We start from the raw sequence: 21,444 nt of genomic DNA on the forward strand, positions 1-21,444 counted from the left end.
AATCAACTGGTATAGTCCAGAAAAAAAGCCAAAAATTTTTTAAATTTTCTTATTATTCAATACCTAGAAATACTCATAAAATGCTGGCTTTTCAGTAGGGATTGCCCATTGCCACTGTTCAATAACCTTTTCTACCGTAGGTTGATTAGCATAGACAACCGTTTCTTTGACAGAAAGATAACCTACCATCATCGCAGAAAAAAGATTAATTGGTAGTGTTAGCATATGCTTATCAGAGACTGAACTTGTCTCAATTATTGAGACCTGACCATTTTTATTTATTTGATACACGTACTCATTCCAGAGACAAAATGGATCTTTAATACGAATAGTTAAAGTTTCTTGAATATCCTTCCACGGATACTGCTGCATAAATGCATAAACATCTACTACTCTAATCATCACATCCTGTATGACTTCCCTTTTGAATTGTGGTTCCTTGAAATAAAAGCCAAAAGGATAATGATTACTAGTAACACCAGTTATGCTACTGACACTTGCTGCATGAGATGTCATATAACGCCACATAGCTTGTTCAGCTAAGAGATTTGCTACAATAAAATCCTGGATAGTAAATGTCCCATCTCGAATCGTATAACGAATATAGCCTTCTATATTATTGCCTTGAAAATAGACAGCAAAGTGACTATCTGGGCTCCTTCTTTCAAGTCTTTTCCACCATGCATCATCCCTTGCCATGCCACCATGTTGAACGATTGCCTGTGCATTATGAAAATCCTTAATCATCTGAAAGAGCGCCGGATCTAACCACTCAAAGCTCATCCTTTTCATGACGTCCACTTGTTTCCCTAGAGAGGGAAACATAGTTTGAGGAATTGTATAATGAAGCTTCTCAAAAAATAATTCCCAACCAAAATAACGATAGAAGGACACAGAGAATGGTGCTAATACTGAAATCGTTTGTCCATTGTCTCGCATTTTTTGCAGCGCTTCTGTCATAAGCCTTTTGATAATACCCTGTTGTCGATACTCAGGATACGTTGCAACAAAGCCGATGCCTCCCATTTTAAATGAAACTCCATGCACTGTAATATTTAGCGGTAATATTAATAGCTGCCCTACAATTTTTTTGTCATCATAAGCACCTAAGGTCGTGCTTTGCTCAATCCAATAATGAAAGTCCTCTCGACGAGCCCCAGAGTACTTATTTGGAAAGCAATAGTCTCTCAATCGATGAATCTGCCCATAATCATTAGGCAAGACGATGTGAATGTCCATTTAACCACCTCTTAAATTCTAAATATTCAGATAATTAATCACGAGATTCTTTTACAGTGGCGTGATCACAACCACTGCACGAATCTTTTATTCCTCTTGCCATACTTCTCCTATTGCTTTAGACAACATGACTTCAGTAATAGTTTGAAATAATGTTGCTACATCTGGCCCATCTGCTGAAATTTCCACTATACTTCCTGATTTTACACCTAGTGACATTACGCCCATAATAGACTTTAAATTAACGGATCTTTCTTCGTATATTAATTTAATATCACTTTGGAATGGTGTCACTGCAGTTACGAGTAATGCAGCCGGTCTGGCATGAATACCTTCAGTAGATGTAATTTTATACATTTTCTTCATTTACATACCCCACTCTTTCACGTAAAATTAATCCGATGTTGATATTTGGCAATCATTTTCTCATTATGTGATCCATCCGAATCAACATTATTGCTGACAAAAATAGGTAACTCTATTGAGGACTTTGCTAGTGTTTCTATGATTTCACTGAACAAAGCATTTAATAGTAATGAACCAATAACAGTAGATGCTGGCGCATACTGTAGGTCATGTATAGTTAGTACACCATCGCCAATCGGTATATGGGTATTAATCACAAAATCTACCACCTCTTCTAGCCGCAGCCCACTGTGATGACGTGTAGTCTGTTCCTTATAGTGGAGCGATTGGAGGGATAGCACAAATATCCCTGAATCCTTTGCTAATAAAGCGGCGTCAATAGGTGCTGCATTTCTCCCCGAGGTTGAAATGACGATGCAAACATCATTTTCACGAAAGTCAAACTGTTCCTTATGCTGTTCAATAATAGTTGAATCTTTCTCATTGATTGAAGAAGCGAATGCCCCAGCATGTAAAGCTAATGGTTCAATAAATATAGGACGGACGGGTACTAAACCACCTGCTCGATAAAATGCCTCTTGTGCCAATAGCTGTGAATGACCACAACCAAATAATTGAATTATCCCACCTTTTTGGAGACGTTGGACAATGATTTGAGCCATATCACTTATATGTGATGCCTCCTGTTCCTTCACAACCTGGATAAGCTTTTCTATTTCAGAAAAATATGCATGCATAAAATCACCTTTTAATTTCACTTATGAATTTATAACGATCAGCTCGATACGTACTGCGTACAAGCTCAAAGGGCTTACCATCTGATAAATAACTTGTACGTTTGATAATTAAAACTGGTGCTGTATGATTAATTTGTAGAAACTTACTATCCTCTTTCGATACGATGGCTGCCTCCATCTGTTGTACCGCATTCCCAATTTTTTGATGGAACTTTGCTTCGATTAAGGCATAAAGCGAGCCCATTATTTGCTTCTCATCCAACTCCGGATAAATTTTAACTGGGATATATGTTCTTTCGATTGCCATTGGTTGCGCATCTGCATTTCTTATGCGCACTACAAAAAACACTTCTTCGCCAGACTCTATCATTAAATCTCTTGCAATATCCACTGGTGGTATGATTTTCTCAAATCGTAATACCTTACTGCTTGGTTCCATTCCTCTTGCTCGCATATCTTCCGTGAAACTCGTTAAACCTTTTAACGGTTGCTCTAATTTTGGATTTGCAACATACGTTCCTCTCCCTTTTTCTCGATATAATAGACCACTATTAACTAGATTGGTAATGGATTGACGAACAGTCATTCTACTTACATCGAATTGTGCAGAAAGCTCTCGTTCTGATGGGATGGTCTCACCAATTCTGTATTCTTCTAAATAAATCCGTTGTTTAATAATCTCTTCTATTTGTATATAAATAGGTATATGAGAATTTTTCTCTAACAATTCTTGCACCTTCCTTATCGCCTTTATGATTTCTCAATACAACTTTACCTCGTCAGATCGGTTTTTGTATTTCGCATAATTAAACAAAGCTAAATGATATCCACTAACGACAGTGTGAAAAGGACATATTGACACAGTCGCTTGAAGTGGTGCCTTTCTCACTATCATTGTAGCATCTGAGCTCAATCGTTGTACCATTATATTGTCAAATGACTAATCACCTTCTCATAATTTTGATATAAATTGCCTTCTTTTAAGTAGGCTTCTCCTTTACTGTGTTTAGTATCAGCTACAATTAAAACGCTTTAAAAATCATTTCCATAAGTGCCTCGTATTATCTGCCTAAAGGAAGAATGCGGATATAGCTTCTCAAAAAGGTATAGTTGTCTATACCAATTATATACTGCTTCATCAGAAATAAAAAGTAATCTTTCCTATTTTCTAAACATTCGCTCCAAACACTCTACGAGTTCTTGGCTACCATGTACCTGTTGATGTAAAAAAAGGAGCTATTGATAAGCTCCTCTCAATCCTATGTATAGGACGAATCCCAATTGTGCCGTAATGCCAAGAAACATTCGTTTTGAACCCGCAATTTGCAGGTGGGTGCCCGCTTTGCAACTTTAAACGTCCCGCTTTGTTAGGGGCATGTTTGCGACTACAAAATGAAGGCTCCCGATTCTATAATGTTCGGTCAAAACTGTGAAGTAGAGTTAGCAGTTAGACAAACACATCAGGATTCGTATTACAGTTATCATAACACCACTTTTCTGATAATTCAAACGATTTTCTCTAATAATCTATAATTTCTTAAGAAAACGCAAAAAATACCTAGATTCCCAACAGTATTTGCTAGGTAATCCAGGTATTTTGAATTATACATTATTTTCTAAATGGTTTGATAGCCAGGCTTAGTTCACTTAGTTGCTCAGGAGATACTTCGCTTGGTGCTTCTGTCATCAAGCAGCTTGCACTAGCTGTTTTAGGGAATGCGATTGTATCACGTAAATTAGTACGACCTGCTAATAGCATAACGAAGCGATCAAGACCAAAGGCAAGACCTGCATGTGGTGGTACGCCGTATTCAAATGCTTCTAATAGGAAGCCAAATTGTGCTTGTGCTTCTTCCTCTGAGAAGCCAAGTAATTCAAACATTTTCTCTTGTAGGTCACGTTCGTAAATACGTAATGAACCACCACCAAGTTCATAGCCGTTTAAAACGATATCATATGCTTGTGCACGTACTGCTGCAGGGTCTGTGTCCATTAACGCTATATCTTCATCAAACGGGCGTGTGAATGGATGGTGTGCTGCATAGTAGCGTCCATCTTCCTCAGAGTATTCGAATAATGGCCAATCAGTAATCCAAAGGAAAGCAAATTGTGATTCATCGATCAGATTTAAATCTTGTCCTAATTTTGTACGAAGAGCGCCTAAAGAAGCTGCTACAACAGCGGCTTTATCTGCTACAAATACTAGAATATCGCCAACTTCTGCTCCCATACGCTCGATTAAGGCTGCTGCTAATGCCTCATCAAAGAATTTCGCAATTGGTCCATTTAAGCCTTCTTCTGTTACCTTTAACCAGGCAAGACCTTTTGCTCCGTATATCCCAACGAATTTTGTTAACTCGTCCATGTCTTTACGAGAATATTTGTCAGCTGCACCTTTAATATTGATACTTTTCACTTGTTTTCCTTGTGCAACCGTATCAGCAAATACTTTGAAATTACAGCCTTCAAAAATATCATTTAACGCCACTAGCTCTAATCCAAAACGTACATCTGGCTTATCTGAACCATAACGATCCATTGCTTCTTGGTATTTCATGCGCTGGAAAGGTGCAGGAATGTCGATGCCTTTTACTTCTTTCATAACCTCTTGAATTAAGCGCTCGTTCATTTCTAATACTTCTTCTTGTGTTAAGAAGCTCGTTTCAATGTCCACCTGTGTAAACTCTGGTTGACGGTCAGCACGTAAATCTTCGTCACGGAAGCAACGCGCAATTTGGAAGTACTTTTCAAAACCAGCAACCATTAATAATTGCTTAAATAATTGAGGTGATTGTGGTAATGCATAAAATTCACCTTCATGTACACGTGAAGGGACTAAATAGTCTCGAGCGCCCTCTGGCGTAGATTTTGTTAAAATTGGCGTTTCAACTTCTAAGAATCCTTCATTTTGTAGGAAGTTACGAATTGTACGTGTCACATCAGAACGCATTTTGAAAGTATCGAACATTACAGGACGACGTAAGTCTAGATAACGATATTTTAAACGTAAATCTTCTGATACATCTGTACGATCTTCGATTTGGAATGGCGTTGTTTTTGCCGTATTAATCACGACTAATTTTGTTGCTTCCACTTCAATTTTACCGTTTGGTACATTCGGGTTGATTTGATCCTCTGTACGAAGGATGACTGTGCCTTCCACTTCGATCACATACTCACTACGCACTTTATCCGCTAATGCGTGTGCTTCTGCAACATCTGGACTAAACACAACTTGCGTAATACCTGTACGGTCACGCAAATCAATAAAAATTAAACCACCAAGGTCTCGACGACGCTGTACCCAACCTTTTAATACGACTTTTTCGCCTTGTAACGCTTCTGAAAGCTCGTTACTAGCATGTGTTCTTGTAGCCATTGTTAAATTCCTCCAAAATATCTTCAATTTATGTAGCATTTCACTAGGAATGCCCTCTATCTGTTTTTAAGCTTTTTGTGTTAAATAGTTCACCAGCTCTGAGAACGCCACTTTGTGCTGCTCCCCAGATTCCATATGTTTTACAGCCGCTGCTTGCTCTTCAAGTTCCGTTTCACCAAGAACAAGCGTATATTTTGCACCTAATCGATCCGCAGATTTCATTTGAGCTTTCATTTTACGGTCTAAATAATCCATCTCTGTCGCAAGTCCCTTCGCTCGGAAAGTGCTTGTCAGCTCAACAGCCTTTTGCTTCGCTTCATCGCCCATTGCAATAATGTAAACATCTAGCCCTGAAGCTGTGTCTAATTCAACACCCTCCGCTTCAAGTGCCAGCAACAAACGCTCAATACTTAATGCAAAACCTATACCTGGTACATCTGGACCACCAATTTCTTGTACTAGTCCATTGTAGCGGCCACCACCACATAATGTTGTAATAGCCCCAAAGCCTGATGCTGTGGACATGATTTCAAAAGTTGTGTGATTATAATAATCAAGTCCTCGTACAAGATTTGGATCGACCTCATATGAAATACCCAATGTATCTAAGTACGATTTCACCTGAGCGAAATAAGCAGCCGATTCTTCTGTTAAGAAATCAGTTAACGCTGGAGCCGTTTGCATTAATGGATGTTCACGATCTACCTTACAATCTAAAATTCGCAATGGATTCTTTTGTAAACGATTTTGACAGTCTGAGCAAAATTCATGAATATGTGGCTCAAAATGCTGTAATAAAGCAGTACGATGTGTATCACGTGTTTCTTTGTCGCCAAGTGAATTAATCACTAATTTTAAATCCTTTAAGCCCGCTGATTCGTAGACGTCCATAGCAAGAGCAATAACTTCTGCATCAATCGCAGGATCTGCTGAACCAATTGCTTCTACTCCAAATTGTACAAATTGACGATAACGACCAGCCTGTTGACGCTCATAGCGGAACATTGGTCCTAAGTAAGAAAGCTTAACTGGCTGATCAGGAGCACCAAACATTTTATGCTCCACATAGGCACGTACGACACCAGCCGTATTCTCTGGACGTAGTGTTAATGAACGCCCTCCACGATCTTCAAATGTATACATTTCCTTTTGTACAACATCAGTTGTTTCCCCAACACCACGTGCAAATAGGTCCGTTTGCTCGAAAATTGGTGTACGAATTTCGTTATAGCGATAAACACGACAAATATCACGAATAATCGCTTCAACTTTTTGCCATTTTTCAGATTGACCTGGCAAAATATCTTGTGTCCCTCTTGGCACTTTAAAACTCATGTAATTCCCTCCTATATTGATTGCTTATGATAGAGCAGCTGTAGTCCCACTTTGAGCGAATGCATGCTTTGGTTGAGCAAATTTTTGTCCTGTTGGAGTGGGTTATAGCCTTTGACGAGCGCTTTTCATACTAATTGGAGCGCCTTCCCCTCTTTTATGAGCAAAAACAACAATCCCTCTAAAAAACTCATTACTGTTTTGAACAACAAAAAAGCCCTCATCCCTTGCAATAGCAAGGGACGAGAGCTGTATAAGCTTCCGCGGTTCCACCCTAGTTGACACAAATAATTACATGTGTCCTCCTCTTAATCGGATAACGGCCGATTCCGTTTTTTCCTACTAGGCACTGCTTTTCAGAAAAAAGCCTCTCAAGTGTTATTCACGTGATACATTTTTGTAGGAAAGATTGCAGCCTAAGTCTTTCCCTCTCTTTTCCAATAGTGGTATACGCTACTTGCTTGGTCATAAGCGATTAATCATTTTTCGATTACCCTTTATGTTAGTCACTAGCCAAAGCAATGTCAACTATTTTTGTATTTTTCATCAGTCTATGTTGAAAATAACTAATTCTGTTACCATTTTACCACGAATTTTATGATAAAAGCATGGTAAAATAGCACAAGGAATAGGAGGAATCTGATGAGGACAAAAATTTTACATAGTATAATCATCTTTGTACTAATGGTAACGATGGCGATGCCAAATAAGAACTTTGTTCAAAGAGCTTCCGCTGACACCAGTGATCTAAAAGTCGCTGGAACGATTCTTCATTTGCGAGAGGGTCCTGGATTGTCTTATCCCATTATTACGACTTTAGAAGAAGGTGACCCTTTAACCTCAATCGGTCGAGAAGGTGATTGGTATCAAGTCAAAGCAGGTAATTACGAGGGATGGGTTGCCTCTTGGCTGACAGCACCTACGAATGCTAAACAAGCGATCGACAAAACCGTCATTTCACAAGTGGACCGTTTAAATATTCGAACAGAACCAGATATCTCTTCAGCTGTTCTTGGTCAACTTTCTACTGGTAACCAAGCAAACCTCGTTGAAGAAAATGGAGAATGGGCAAAAATCGATTGGAATGGACTAACAGGATGGGTGTCGAAGGATTATGTCACGATCAACGATAACCCTAAAAAAGAAACGGAACCCAAAGAAAATGCTGTAGAAGTAACTACTACAACCACGGCACCCGCTAACAAAGATACAACCTTCACCATTTTAGTGGACACCCTTAATGTTCGTAAGAAGCCAGATTTGAACGCTAAAAAAATCGGCACAGTAACAAAAGGACAAGCCTTTAAAGTACTCGCACATGAGCATAATTGGGTACAAATTCAGTACAATGATAAAAAAGTAGGTTGGGTCTATAGTTTTTACGGTACATTCTCTAATAAAGTAAAAAGTACCTCAAAAACATCAACTTCCAAAGAGTTAGAGTCTGTTACGATTATCTATAATGGGACAAACCTACGAACGGATGCCTCAACAGCTGCAGAAGTAGTTGAACGTGTAGATGCTGGTGTAAATTACCCAATTGTAGGCGTTAAAAATGATTTTTATGAAATACAACTAGACGACGAAAAAACAGCTTTTGTCGCGAACTGGGTAGTCACAACAAGTTCCAATAAAGCGACAAGTCCACAGAAAGAAAAGGAAGAGCCTCGTAAAAAAGGTACTTTAACTGGATTAAAGATAGTTGTTGATGCTGGTCACGGTGGAAATGACCATGGCACAACTGGTCAACGAGGTACAGAGGAAAAGGGCATTACTTTAAAAACGGCCACTCTGCTTGCTTCCAAGTTAAGTGCTGCTGGCGCAAACGTTGTCATGACGAGAGAATCGGATGAATATGTGGCATTGCGTAAGCGTGTATCGATTGCCCATCAATATGAGGCAGATGCCTTTATTAGCCTTCATTACGATGCGACAGATGATAGCTCCATTAACGGCTTCACATCTTACTATATGAATAACAATCAAAAAGGGCTTGCTGAAGCAATTCATGATGGTCTTTCCAGTAAACTAGATTTAAGAGACCGTGGTACACAACAAGGGAATTATTTAGTATTACGAGAGAATCGTCAAAAGGCTGTCCTTATTGAGTTAGGCTTTTTAAGTAATTCCAGTGAGGAGCGCGTCATTACAACAGCTAAATTCCGTGAACAAGCGACTCTTGGTATTTATCAGGGAATTCTCAACTACTTTAATGAACAAGATGACTAAGCAAAAAAGCTGCGGATGATAACATCCACAGCTTTTTTCATATTTAAGATATTCCTAATGCTACCGCAGCAATTAGCGCCAGACAGGCGATCAATGCCCACCCAAGAATCATCTTCCAGATAAACTTAATCCACTTTTCATATGGGATACCTGCAACAGCTAAATACGCCATTAATGCAGAGGAAGTAGGAATAATAGAGTTCGTTAAGGAATCCCCATATTGGAAGGCTAAAACAGCCACTTGTCGCTCTAATCCTAATAAATCAGTGATTGGAATCATAATCGGCATTGTGGCAGCTGCCTGTCCACTACCAGATGAAATAAATAAATTCAAAAGAGCTTGGATAACTAACATGCCGATTGCACTGATAGCATGTGGCAAATGTCCAATTGTTTCTGATGCTGCATAAACGATTGTATCAATAATTTTCCCCTGCTCTAAAACAACCGTAATAGCACGGGCAAAACCTACAATTAAAGCACCAAATGTTACAGCCTTGGCTCCCTCAATAAAGGAATCAAAAATAGTAGCAGGTTTTAAACCACCAATTAATCCTGCAACTAACCCCATAATTAAAAAGGATGCAGTTAGCTGCGTTAAGAACCAGCCCCAATTAAAGACACCATAAATATTAAAGCCTATTCCACAAGCCATGACAATAAATACAAATTTATGCTTTCCCGTTAATGCAGGAATGTCAATCGCAGAAACATTGGATTTAGCTTTTTGCTCAATATCGTAAATAACACTTGCCTGTGGGTTCTTTTTCACCTTAAAAGCATAGCGAGAGACATAGAAAATAGCAAAACCTAATACAAAAACATAGACAACAGCACGGAAGCCAATACCTGAGAATAATGGCACATCAGCTAATGATTGCGCAACACCTACCGTAAAGGGATTAAGCATTCCTCCAAAAAATCCACTGGCGGCACCAAGTGTAATCATGGCTGTTCCTGTTACAGCATCAAAGCCCATCGCACGTGCAATGGCCACACCAATTGGTACGAAAATAATAGTTTCTTCCGCCATCCCCATTGTAAAACCACCAACAGAGAATAAAATCATCGATAAAGGAATCAGTAATTTCTCTCTGCCCTCTAAAGCTTTTACTCCTTTATAAACACCAGCCTCAATAGCACCTGTAGAACGAATAATACCAAATACACCACTGACTAAAAAAATGTAGAAAATAATTTGAGCCCCTTTTTCGAGGCCCATTGGAACCGCTGTGAACATTTCAAAAAAGGAAACTGGTTCACTCTCAATATGATGATAGCTTCCATCTACAACGAGCATTCGCCCTTCTTCATCCTCTACACGTTCAAACTCACCCGCTGGTATGATATAGCTTGCAATACCTGCTAAAAAAATAATAGCAAAAATAATCGTATATGTATGAGGTACTTTCAACCAGCTTTTCTTCTTTACCCCCTGTTCATTTTCCATTAAATCACGCTCCTTTTTCTGATTTAGACATTAGCAGTACATTGTCGCTATTTGTCGCTAATTGAAAATAAATATACATGAGTTTAAATTTATTGTAAAGTATTAATTTTCTATTATTTCAGAAAGTACACGCTGCCTTTCTTTATTAAACCTCTTATTCCTCTCCTATAAACACGGACACATACTCAAATTATAATGGGCATTTCCAACGTTATTTTTTGTTTTCCAAAATAATAATTTCATCTTATAGTTTCTTATTAAGGCAGGAGCAATATGCGGCGGTGTTAAATGATAAAGTTGTATGGATTGTCCTTAGGTGCTTTTTATTCATGAACTTCATATAGCTCCCCCATTATTAGTGGGATAAATCTAAGATGAAAGACATCAAAGTTAGTAAGTAGAATTGAAAATCGAGGTTAACTATCCATAAGGAATCAAATGGACTTTCTTACATATCGTTTATATTTTTTTAAAAAAATAATATTCAAAAAGTAGCAACTGTTTTAATAGTTTTTATCTCCTCGAAATAAATTTGCTATTCAGGTATTTTTTATTGCACTTAATAAAAAAGAACCTTCTATCATCTATTATGATTTGAAGGTTCATACTTTCTCATTTTTTTGTAGTTTCCAATGTAACCCATACAATTTCCTCCATCCGAATGAAGAAAGGCGTACGATTTATCTCAAGAACCATATGGTCAGGTAGTATGGATAATAAAATACCTTGTTGAATATTTTTTTCTGTTTGCACAACTACTGCCTGACCAATCATCATATTAAGAGTTTCGTATAAATATGGATTTGTTATACTTCTCGTCTGCGTCATGTTTAAGACACTCCTTCCTATAAAACTAACCATACTCTTTAGTATATGAAGGAATTATAGGAAATGTTCCATTATTTTGACTCTAGAAGAATTGTGACTGGACCATCATTAATTAGTGCTACATCCATCATGGCACCAAAAATACCTGTTTCCACATGTAAGCCATACTCGCGTAAAGCTTGATTAAAAGCCTCCCACAGTGGATCAGCTGCTTCTGGTCTAGCTGCATTGATAAAACTTGGACGATTCCCTTTTTTTGCATCCCCATACAATGTAAATTGTGAGACGGATAAAATAGCGCCCCCATGCTCTAAGATCGAATGATTCATTTTTCCATCTTCATCTTCCCAGAGACGTAAATTGGCTACTTTTTTTGCTAAATAGGCAACATCCTCTTGTGTGTCTTCATGTGTGATTCCCACTAAAAGAACATAGCCATGATCAATTGCTCCTGTAACAGTTCCGTCCACTGTTACAGAGGCAGCTTTACTGCGCTGTAATACTACTTTCATGTACTAAACCCCAATTCTATATTGCCTATCCATTAGTTAATGACACGTTGCACCGAATAAATATCAGGTGTTTGTTTAATTCGCTCAACTACTTTATGCAAATGTGAAATATTTGAAATAGAAATTGTTAAATGAATTGTTGCCATTTTATCACGGTCAGCACGACCACTTACTGCTAAAATATTCGTTTTCGTTTCACTAACAATTTGCATGATTTCATTTAAAATGCCAGGTCTATCAAAGGCTGACACTTCAATATCAACAGGGTATTCCTTTTTCTCAGGAATGACACCATGCTCCCATTCCACTTCAATTAAGCGCTCCTGCTCATCCTCAATTTGAATATTTGGACAGTCCTCACGATGGACAGAAACACCTCTACCCTTCGTAATAAAACCTACAATATCATCCCCAGGAACGGGCGTACAGCAGCGAGAAAGTCGAATGAGCATATTATCAATACCCTTTACAATAACACCCGATTCCGTACGTTTTTGTGGAATTGGATTTTTCATTTTTTGTTCAATCTTCTCTAGTGCTTCTTCCTGCTCACGTTCTTTGCGACGTTTTTCAGCTAAACGATTTACGACCTGTTGCGCAGTAATACCATTCACACCAACCGCGGCATACAGATCTTCTTCATTCGTATAGTTAAATTTGTCGCATACCCGTTTTAGGTTTTCGGAGGACATCGTTTCCTTTAAATCGAAATCCTGAGCACGGATTTCTTTTTCAATCATTTCTTTACCTTTGACAATATTTTCTTCACGCAGGTGTCGTTTAAAGAATTGCTTTATCTTATTCTTCGCCTGCGAGGATTGAGCTATTTTTAGCCAATCGCGACTCGGACCAAAGGATTGTTTCGAAGTTAAAATTTCAATGATATCACCCGTTTTTAATGGCGTATCAAGCGGTACCATCTTCCCATTGATTTTCGCTCCAATCGTACGATTTCCCACTTCGGAATGAACACGGTAGGCAAAATCAATAGGAACAGAACCTGCTGGCAATTCAATGACATCGCCTTCAGGTGTAAAGACATAAACCATATCAGAAAATAAATCAAATTTTAAGGATTCCATAAATTCTTCTGCGTTGGAAGATTCATTTTGGAACTCTAAAATTTCACGGAACCACGTTAATTTTTGGTCGACATTTTGCTTTTGATGATCAACGTTTTTGCCTTCTTTATATGCCCAGTGCGCCGCAATCCCGTACTCTGCAATTTTGTGCATTTCCTTTGTACGAATCTGTACCTCCAACGGATCACCATAAGGTCCAATAACAGTCGTGTGTAGAGACTGGTACAGGTTTTGTTTTGGCATAGCAATATAGTCTTTAAAGCGTCCTGGCATTGGTTTCCAAAGTGTATGCACAATCCCTAATACGGCATAGCAATCTTTAATACTATCGACAAGAACACGAATGGCTAATAAATCATAAATTTCATTAAACTGTTTCTTTTGTAACACCATTTTTCGATAGATACTGTAAATATGTTTTGGTCGACCATAGACATCTGCGTCAATTTCAACCTCATTCAGTTGTGATTTCATCTCAGCCATCACATTTTCTAAATAAGCTTCACGTTCATCACGTTTTTTCTTCATTAGACTGACAATACGATAATATTGTTGTGGGTTTAAATAGCGCAGTGCTGTATCTTCAAGCTCCCATTTTACAGTCGAAATTCCAAGACGATGAGCAAGTGGTGCAAAAATCTCGAGCGTCTCTTTTGAAATGCGTCGTTGCTTTTCAGCAGGTAAATGCTTTAACGTACGCATATTATGAAGACGGTCTGCTAGCTTAATGAGGATGACACGAATATCTTGCGCCATAGCCACAAACATTTTCCGATGATTTTCTGCCTGCTGCGCCTCTTTTGATAAATATTTAATTTTCCCTAGCTTGGTAACACCATCAACAAGCACGGCTACCTCTTCGCCAAATTCACGTACCAAATCATCCCGTGTAAAATCCGTATCTTCGACAACATCATGTAAAAAACCTGCCGCTACAGTTTCTGGGTCCATTTGTAATTCAGCTAGAATACCTGCTACTTGTACTGGGTGAATAATATACGGTTCACCTGAGCTACGGAATTGCTCAATATGGGCATCCCTTGCTAATTCATATGCTTTTTTCACGAATGCGACATTTTCATCATTCATGTAGGATTTGACTAACTCAAAAACGTCCTCAGGAGTCAAAATTTGCTCTTTCGCCATAACATGTCCACCTTGCTCGTCAAATTTTTCAGATTAGATATAAACTTTATTGTATAAAATATAGTGGTCTATTGTAAAGAGACTGTATCATTTAGTTTAGTTAATCTCGTGAACAGTTCGAAAAATGGAAAAAATATTCTTCTTTTTAATAAAAAAGACCCTCTGCGACTTCACGTCACAAAGAGTCCTTGTTTCGACAAATTGATTAATGTAATTGATTGTAAGCTACAGCAATTTTCGCGCCGACTACTGCATTGTTTTTCACTAATGCAATGTTGGCATCAAGACTTTTACCTTCTGTTAATTCTTTAACTTTGCCAAGTAAGAATGGTGTAACGTTTTTACCTTGAATGCCATTCTCTTCTGCTTCAACTAAAGCTTTTTCAATAATGTTTGTAATAAATGCATGCTCTAATGCTTCCGCCTCAGGAATTGGATTTGCGATGACAGCGCCACCTTTTAAGCCTAATTGCCATTTCGCAGATAGCATTGCTGCAATTTCTTCTGGCGTATCTAATTGGAAGTTTACATCAAATCCACTTTGACGTGTGTAGAATGCTGGCAATTCATTCGTACCATAACCAACCACTGGCACACCTTTTGTTTCAAGATATTCTAATGTAAGACCGATGTCTAAAATAGATTTTGCACCCGCACAGATAACGGCAACATTTGTTTGTGCTAATTCTTCTAAATCAGCAGAGACATCCATTGTTGTTTCCGCACCACGGTGTACACCACCAATACCACCTGTAACAAAGATTTCAATACCGGCAAGCTCTGCACAGATCATTGTCGCTGCAACTGTTGTAGCACCTAATTTTTTCGTTGCTAGTAAGTAGCCTAAGTCACGACGTGAAGCTTTTGCAACACCTTGAGCATTACCGAACATTTCAAGCTCTTCATCTGATAGACCAATTTTAATTTTTCCATCAATTAATGCAATTGTTGCTGGGACTGCACCATTATCGCGAATAATTTGCTCAACTTCACGCGCAGTTTGCACGTTTTGTGGGTATGGCATACCGTGTGAAATAATTGTTGATTCTAATGCAACGATTGGTAGACCTTTTGCTTGTCCTGCTTTTACTTCTTCTGATAATACGATGAAATCTTTCATGTTGTTATTCCTCCATTTCATTTTTCAACAAATCTACTGATAATTCAGGTCTTACTGTATAAGGAGATGCCAATGTATTTTTTGCATTGGTTAATCCAGCATCAATACATGTCTCAAAAGATTGTCCAGTCAGCCAACTGTGTATGACAGCGCTGACAAAGGCATCTCCTGCTCCTGTCACATCTTCAATTTTGTCAATTACTTTAGCGGCAAAATGACGAGGGGCAATCGTTGTAGACGCTGCATAAACGCCCTTGCTGCCAGCCGTGATAATGACATGCTCCGCACCTAATTGTAGGAGCTGTTGTAAAGCTTTTTCATAATGGGTAGCGTTTTCAATTTTATGTCCAACAATCGTTTCCGCTTCATCTGTGTTACAAATAAACCAAGTTACGCCTTGTAATGTTTCAGGTAGTCGATTCATTTTGGGCGAAGATACTGGCACAATGACAAGTGGAATATCACGAGCAATGGCTACTTGCTGGATATACGCTACTGTTTCTTTTGGGCAGTTTAAATCCAAAATAAAACAGCCCGCGTTTACAAGCATTGTTTCATGTTTTTTCAACAAGGTAGGTAACAGAAGGTCGTAAACCTCCATATTTGCTACAGCTAGTGCTAGCTCACCTTGTTCATCCATGATGGCAGTATAAGAGCCTGTAGTAGCCTCTGCAAGCTGCTCTACATAACGTAGATTCATAAAGGATTCCGAAGCCTCTTGGATCACTTGCCAATCAGCATCCTTACCTGCCGTTGTCAGTAACGTCACTTGGTGGTTTAATCTGCCTAAGTTTTCAGCAATATTTCGACCAACACCACCTACACTAAAGGAAGAACTGGCTGGGTTAGATGTTCCAAATTGAACATTGCCCTTGACATGGAATTTGCGGTCTAAATTAGCTCCACCGATGCAAATAATTTCATTTTCTTCGGGTAATATATAAGCACGACCTACAATTTTTCCTTGCTTCGTTAAACTAGACACTAAATTAGCAAGCACAGGACGCGACAGATTCATTGCATCTGCCATTTCTTGCTGAGACATAAACGGATTCTGGCGAATTAAAGCAAGCACCGCCTGTTCTCTTTCATTCATAGCATCACCTTTTATTATATTTGTTTATATTATAAACTTTTGTTTGCGCTATGTCAAAAGATTCTTTATTAAAAAAGTTGAACCTCATCTTACCGAGGTTCAACTTATATTTGTTTATGCTTGCTGAGGTGTTTGTTTTTTAACAATGATAACGAATAAGCTGGCCATTGCACAAAACATTCCTGCAAGGAAAAAAGCCCATGTATAAGCGTTAAAAAATTTATAAATTAACCCTCCACCATACGCAGCAACCGCCGCTCCTGCTTGATGTGAAGCAAATATCCAGCCGTAGATAATACTGCTTTTTTGCATACCAAAAATTTGTCGTGTCATACTGATGGTTGGTGGCACTGTAGCAATCCAATCTAGTCCGTAAAAGATCGTGAAAATCGTTAATAAAACATATGATCCTTGTGCGAGTGCGTAAGGAAGCAATAATAGAGATGCGCCTCTTAACAGGTAATACCAAAACAATAACCACCGATTATCGAAGCGATCAGATAACCAGCCAGACGCAGTTGTACCTAATAAATTAAAAATGCCCATAAAAGAAAGGAATGATGCGGCAGTGACTAAAGGAACGCCAAAGCTAATACAATAAGAAACAAAATGAGTACCAATTAATCCGCTTGTCGATAGCCCACAAATAAAAAAGCTACCTGCTAAGAGCCAAAATGCTTTAACCTTAATCGCCTCAAATAAACCTTTAAAAGCCATAGCTATTGGATTCTTCTTTTGCTGTATTGGTCGTTCCTCTATAGCCTCCTCTTGTCCATAAGGAGTTAATCCTATATCCTGAGGTCTATTTCTTATAAAAAGTGCAATCATGAAAAGCATTATGATACTAAGGAGTAGCATTAATGTGATGGCCCATCGCCAAGAATAGTGTTCAATAATGATAGCTAGAACTGGTAATAAAATTAACTGGCCCGTGGCTGTACTTGCCGTTAAAATACCAACCGCTAACCCTCTACGTTTTACAAACCAATGATTCGCCACATATGGGCTAAGGACAGTTAAAAAAAGACTTGCCCCAAGACCAATAATGCCACCCCAAATAACGATTAGCTGCCAGGATTCACTCATCAAAAATGTTAAAGTCATTCCTAATACTAAAGTTGCCATGGCACCTAGCATCATTTTCTTTAAGCCTATAACTTCAAGCAACGCAGCCATAAATGGTCCAGATATGCCATATAAAAACAAACTTACAGCAAAAGCTAATGCAATGGTTGAACGATCCCAGTGAAATTCTTTTTCAAGAGGTTCGATAAACACGCCAGATGATGACATCGTAATCCCTGCGACAATTATCGAGAAAAATGTGACGATTAAAATAAACCAACTATAATGAACACGCTTCACCTCAACACCTTCTTTTCTTTGATAGACTACAAAACATGTATATACATGTTTAAGTCTGCTTATTTCATTTATATGTATATACATGTATAATCATAGTAATCGTTCATAAAGCTGTCAAGAAGGAATTTCTAGTTATTGGGTGTATACTTATAGTTAGTAGAATCCCCTTAAAGGAGTACTGTCGATGAAGAAACAACTTAAAGATATTGATTATACACAAATTTGTGTTTGTGCAAACCTTAGAAAAAAAACAAGGGTTGTCACGCAATTATATGATAAATTGCTACAGCCTACTGGTTTAAAGGTTACACAATATTCGATGCTTGCTCGTATCGACCTTCAACAAGCTGTCTCAATCAGCCGTTTAGGTGAAATTTTGCAACTCGATCAAACAACTGTAACACGTAATATTAATCTATTAAAGCAACATGGCTATGTTGAATTAAAACGAGATACAAATGATGCTCGCACAAAAAAAATTACGCTCACTGAAAAAGGATTAGAAAAGTTGCATGAAGCCGCACCTATTTGGCAAGGCATTCAAGATAGAATTATCGAGGATATTGGAACCGAAAAATACGCAGATTTCTACGATACATTGCGTACAATGCAAAAAATTATTCAAGCCTATGACGAAGTATAAAAAAAAGCGCCTACAGTGTAGGGCGCTTTTTGCAATGCTCTTAATATTGAATAAGTGTTTTAATATTTAAATCGCCAAGCTTTTCGCGACCATTTAATTCTTGAAGTTCGATTAGGAATGCGCAGCCTACTACCTGACCACCTAATTGTTCTACTAAACGCACTGTTGCTTCAACTGTTCCCCCAGTTGCTAGTAAATCATCACAGATTAACACCTTTTGACCAGGCTTAATCGCATCGTGATGCATTGTTAATGTATCTTTTCCATACTCTAAACCATAGTCGGCACTAATAACCTCTCGCGGTAATTTACCTGGTTTACGAACAGGTGCAAATCCAATTTCAAGCGCATAAGCTACTGGGCAACCGATAATAAACCCACGAGCTTCAGGTCCAACTACAATTTCTGCACCTACTTCTTTAGCATATTCTACAATTTGATCTGTTGCATATTTGTAGGCAGGCCCATTATCCATAATTGTCGTAATATCTCTGAAAGTAATGCCTTCTTTTGGCCAGTTTTCAACCGTTGTAACGTATTGCTTTAAATCCATGTTCTTGCTCCTCCTACGAAACGTTATACGTCCGTTTATGTTAATCGTTCATCAAACCATTGTTTTAATTCTATATAAGGAGCATAAACAAGCTTTTGCTCCATTTCAATCTGTTCTGAACGTTGTTTGTAAGACGGTGCCTCTGTTAGTGCTTGTTTTGGAGCATTCACGTTGACAGTCGTCAGTCCACCCTCCATTTTAACAAAATCAAGCTCAAAAAACACCTGTGTCATAAATTTTAATGTATCTAATGGCCACCCCGTATGCTTCGCTAAATCTGCGATATGCATATCAAGTGGAAAGGCTGGTCGATTTTTCAAGAACTTATAATACCAAGCAAATTGCTCACGAGTAGGTAGACCGCTGAAGTATTGCGAGTCAGGCATATAAAAATGAGCATAAATACGTGACGGTGCTGTCTTCTGTAAAACGTCCTCTAGCTTTTGAACATTGTGTGGCAAGTCTAAGAGCACGATGTAATCACTTTGTTCAATATTTGAAAGGACTGGGTCAACCAGTGTAATAGGTGCACCGATTAATGATTGATAATAGGTCATCGTTTCTGGACGAAAGGCGATAAACCGAGCCACGTCCTTCGGTACCGTATTCAGCCATCGAGCTGTTTGACGGATACCACGAATATCAAATAACTGCCATTCTGTAGTTTGGACATCCTCGATCATAAATTGGGCTTTTTTACGTCCCTGCCATTCGTTAATTTGCAAATCGCCTATAAAGGAAACTTTGATGCCATACGTTAATTCATCATGTAAATGCCCTTTGTTAAAACCAACACTATCCAATTTGTCATAGCCGTTTGTTATTTCCATTTTAATATGATTCTCGCCCGCTCCAATTTTACGCATGGAGGCGATTTCTACATCCTCCAGCACATACACAGGCTTAGGAAAATCTGTGCCAAATGGTCCTAGTGTTGAAATTTCCTCAATAGCATCCGCTGAAATTTCGTCTATGCTGAGCGGTATATCAATATGCACTACAGGTGTTAATTGCTCCTCTGTTAAACAGGCTCTTGCTTGAGCATCTAGGCGAGTACGTAGTTCATCCACATGCTCTAATGATAAGGTCATACCTGCAGCCATAGGATGTCCACCAAAATGCGGTAAAATATCTCGATTTTTAGCTAGTTCATTATATAGATGAAAACCTTCAATACTTCGAGCAGATCCTTTTGCTATGCCCTTTTCTGGATCAAGTGACAGCACAATCGTTGGACGGTAATACAGTTCAACGAGACGTGATGCTACAATTCCTACAACACCTGCGTTCCAGCCCTCGCCAGCAACAACAAGAACTAAGGAATTGCCGATTTTTTCATCTGCTTCAATCAGTGCGATGGCTTCATCTGTAATACTTTTCACAATATCTTTGCGCTCGGTATTGCAGGCATTTAGTTTTTTTGCCAATGCAGTTGCTTTAGCATTATCCTCCGCCATTAATAATTCGACACCAGGAGCTGCTTCACCTAGTCGACCAACAGCATTCAATCGTGGACCAAAATAAAAGCCAATCGTTTCTTCTGTAATTTTCGTCTGCTCTGTACTGGCTATGTCACACAATGCTTGTACCCATGGGCTAAGAGAACGACGCATTTCTTGTATGCCCCGCTTCACGAGATAGCGATTTTCGTCCACCAACGGAACCAAATCTGCAACAGTGCCAATCGCCACAAATTCTATTAGATGGCTTGGTAGTTCACCATAAAGAGCATGTGCCAGCTTAAAGGCAACCCCTACTCCTGCTAGCTCGCCAAATGGATATTGCCCTTCTGGTATTCGGGGATGAAGGATAATATCTGCTGGTGGTAGCTCCTCACCTGGCTCATGGTGATCTGTCACAATGACATCCATACCAAGCTCCTTCGCTACTCGAATAGGCTCAATACCAGATATACCATTATCCACTGTAATGATTAACTGTACACCCTCTTCATAGGCCTCCCGAAATAGGGCTTCATGCGGACCATAGCCATGGATAAAACGATTCGGAATTTTAAAGGAGACGTCTGCTCCAAGATCTAGTAAAACATGTAACATAACGGTTGTGCTTGTCACACCATCGGCATCATAATCACCATACACTAAAATTTTCTCACCATTTTCTAGTGCTTGTTCAATTCGTGCTACCGCTTCAGCCATACCATGCATAAGAAATGGGTCATGGATATTTGCCTCAGTCATATTTAATAAGCTTTCTGCCTCAGCCGTTGTTTCGCAGCCTCGTGCTGCTAAAATTTTTGCTGCAATCGCAGAAAGTTGTAAGTCATTTTGTAATGCTTGTACAAGTGTTGCGTCAGGACGCTCCACCTGCCATCTTTTTTCGATAGAATCATCTTCTCACTTCCTT

At 38.8% G+C, this 21,444-nt stretch carries 17 protein-coding genes, 1 other RNA gene and 1 other annotated feature; of the genes, 2 read left to right on the forward strand and 16 right to left on the reverse strand.

Features of this window, described 5'->3' with window-relative positions; genetic code table 11:
- Positions 1–63 precede the first annotated feature (63 nt).
- The 7 genes from eis to hisS all read right to left on the reverse strand — a co-directional run bounded on the left by eis (position 64) and on the right by hisS (position 7,056).
- Positions 64–1,239: a GNAT family N-acetyltransferase gene (gene eis / locus NP781_RS14785; protein ID WP_257520244.1), complete on the reverse strand. Its 1,176-nt coding sequence runs from the start codon at positions 1,237–1,239 to the stop codon at positions 64–66.
- Between the two features lie 87 nt (positions 1,240–1,326).
- The gene (locus tag NP781_RS14790) at positions 1,327–1,605 is read right to left on the reverse strand and encodes an HPr family phosphocarrier protein (RefSeq protein WP_221679953.1); all 279 of its coding nucleotides are present in this window, start codon (positions 1,603–1,605) and stop codon (positions 1,327–1,329) included.
- Positions 1,606–1,622: 17 nt separating this feature from the next.
- Entirely contained in the window at positions 1,623–2,342 is a 720-nt protein-coding gene (locus NP781_RS14795) for a sugar isomerase domain-containing protein (RefSeq protein WP_221679952.1), read from the reverse strand.
- Between the two features lie 4 nt (positions 2,343–2,346).
- The gene (locus NP781_RS14800) at positions 2,347–3,069 is read right to left on the reverse strand and encodes a GntR family transcriptional regulator (RefSeq protein ID WP_221679950.1); all 723 of its coding nucleotides are present in this window, start codon (positions 3,067–3,069) and stop codon (positions 2,347–2,349) included.
- 543 nt (positions 3,070–3,612) lie between these two features.
- Positions 3,613–3,812, reverse strand: a non-coding RNA gene (ssrS, locus tag NP781_RS14805) — 6S RNA.
- Between the two features lie 139 nt (positions 3,813–3,951).
- Entirely contained in the window at positions 3,952–5,721 is a 1,770-nt protein-coding gene (gene aspS, locus NP781_RS14810; protein ID WP_257520245.1) for an aspartate--tRNA ligase, read from the reverse strand.
- Between the two features lie 66 nt (positions 5,722–5,787).
- A complete protein-coding gene (gene hisS / locus NP781_RS14815) occupies positions 5,788–7,056 on the reverse strand; it encodes a histidine--tRNA ligase (protein WP_054550047.1) in 1,269 nt (422 codons plus the stop codon).
- A 232-nt stretch (positions 7,057–7,288) separates the two neighbouring features.
- Positions 7,289–7,531 (reverse strand) — a binding site (T-box leader).
- 164 nt (positions 7,532–7,695) lie between these two features.
- On the opposite strand from hisS, the gene NP781_RS14820 reads away from it, so the two are divergent.
- The gene (locus NP781_RS14820; protein WP_257520246.1) at positions 7,696–9,282 is read left to right on the forward strand and encodes an N-acetylmuramoyl-L-alanine amidase family protein; all 1,587 of its coding nucleotides are present in this window, start codon (positions 7,696–7,698) and stop codon (positions 9,280–9,282) included.
- 43 nt (positions 9,283–9,325) lie between these two features.
- Here the strand turns inward: NP781_RS14820 and NP781_RS14825 are convergent, their stop codons facing one another.
- The 7 genes from NP781_RS14825 to NP781_RS14855 form a co-directional block, all read right to left on the reverse strand.
- Entirely contained in the window at positions 9,326–10,732 is a 1,407-nt protein-coding gene (locus NP781_RS14825; protein ID WP_221679943.1) for a YfcC family protein, read from the reverse strand.
- 612 nt (positions 10,733–11,344) lie between these two features.
- A complete protein-coding gene (locus tag NP781_RS14830) occupies positions 11,345–11,560 on the reverse strand; it encodes a DUF2642 domain-containing protein (RefSeq protein WP_004226745.1) in 216 nt (71 codons plus the stop codon).
- 71 nt (positions 11,561–11,631) lie between these two features.
- Positions 11,632–12,072, reverse strand: coding sequence for a D-aminoacyl-tRNA deacylase (dtd, locus tag NP781_RS14835; protein ID WP_257520247.1), 441 nt, complete (start codon positions 12,070–12,072; stop codon positions 11,632–11,634).
- Positions 12,073–12,104: 32 nt separating this feature from the next.
- Entirely contained in the window at positions 12,105–14,300 is a 2,196-nt protein-coding gene (locus tag NP781_RS14840) for a RelA/SpoT family protein (RefSeq protein WP_048392114.1), read from the reverse strand.
- Positions 14,301–14,505: 205 nt separating this feature from the next.
- Positions 14,506–15,420 carry a pseudouridine-5'-phosphate glycosidase gene (locus NP781_RS14845; protein ID WP_257520248.1) on the reverse strand — a complete coding sequence of 305 codons (915 nt, stop codon included), beginning with the start codon at positions 15,418–15,420 and terminating at the stop codon, positions 14,506–14,508.
- A 4-nt stretch (positions 15,421–15,424) separates the two neighbouring features.
- Positions 15,425–16,516: a carbohydrate kinase gene (locus tag NP781_RS14850; protein WP_221679938.1), complete on the reverse strand. Its 1,092-nt coding sequence runs from the start codon at positions 16,514–16,516 to the stop codon at positions 15,425–15,427.
- 114 nt (positions 16,517–16,630) lie between these two features.
- Positions 16,631–17,881: an MFS transporter gene (locus NP781_RS14855; RefSeq protein ID WP_257520249.1), complete on the reverse strand. Its 1,251-nt coding sequence runs from the start codon at positions 17,879–17,881 to the stop codon at positions 16,631–16,633.
- 184 nt (positions 17,882–18,065) lie between these two features.
- On the opposite strand from NP781_RS14855, the gene NP781_RS14860 reads away from it, so the two are divergent.
- Complete coding sequence (locus tag NP781_RS14860; RefSeq protein ID WP_257520250.1) at positions 18,066–18,524, forward strand: MarR family winged helix-turn-helix transcriptional regulator; 459 nt, start codon at positions 18,066–18,068, stop codon at positions 18,522–18,524.
- Between the two features lie 40 nt (positions 18,525–18,564).
- On the opposite strand, the gene NP781_RS14865 is transcribed toward NP781_RS14860, so the two are convergent.
- Positions 18,565–19,077, reverse strand: a complete 513-nt coding sequence (locus NP781_RS14865; RefSeq protein ID WP_221679935.1) for an adenine phosphoribosyltransferase — start codon at positions 19,075–19,077, stop codon at positions 18,565–18,567.
- Between the two features lie 35 nt (positions 19,078–19,112).
- Positions 19,113–21,404, reverse strand: a complete 2,292-nt coding sequence (gene recJ / locus NP781_RS14870; protein ID WP_257520251.1) for a single-stranded-DNA-specific exonuclease RecJ — start codon at positions 21,402–21,404, stop codon at positions 19,113–19,115.
- Positions 21,405–21,444 lie beyond the last annotated feature (40 nt).

It is taken from the genome of Lysinibacillus sp. FN11, assembly GCF_024628845.1.
Classification (GTDB): Bacteria; Bacillota; Bacilli; order Bacillales_A; family Planococcaceae; genus Lysinibacillus; species Lysinibacillus capsici.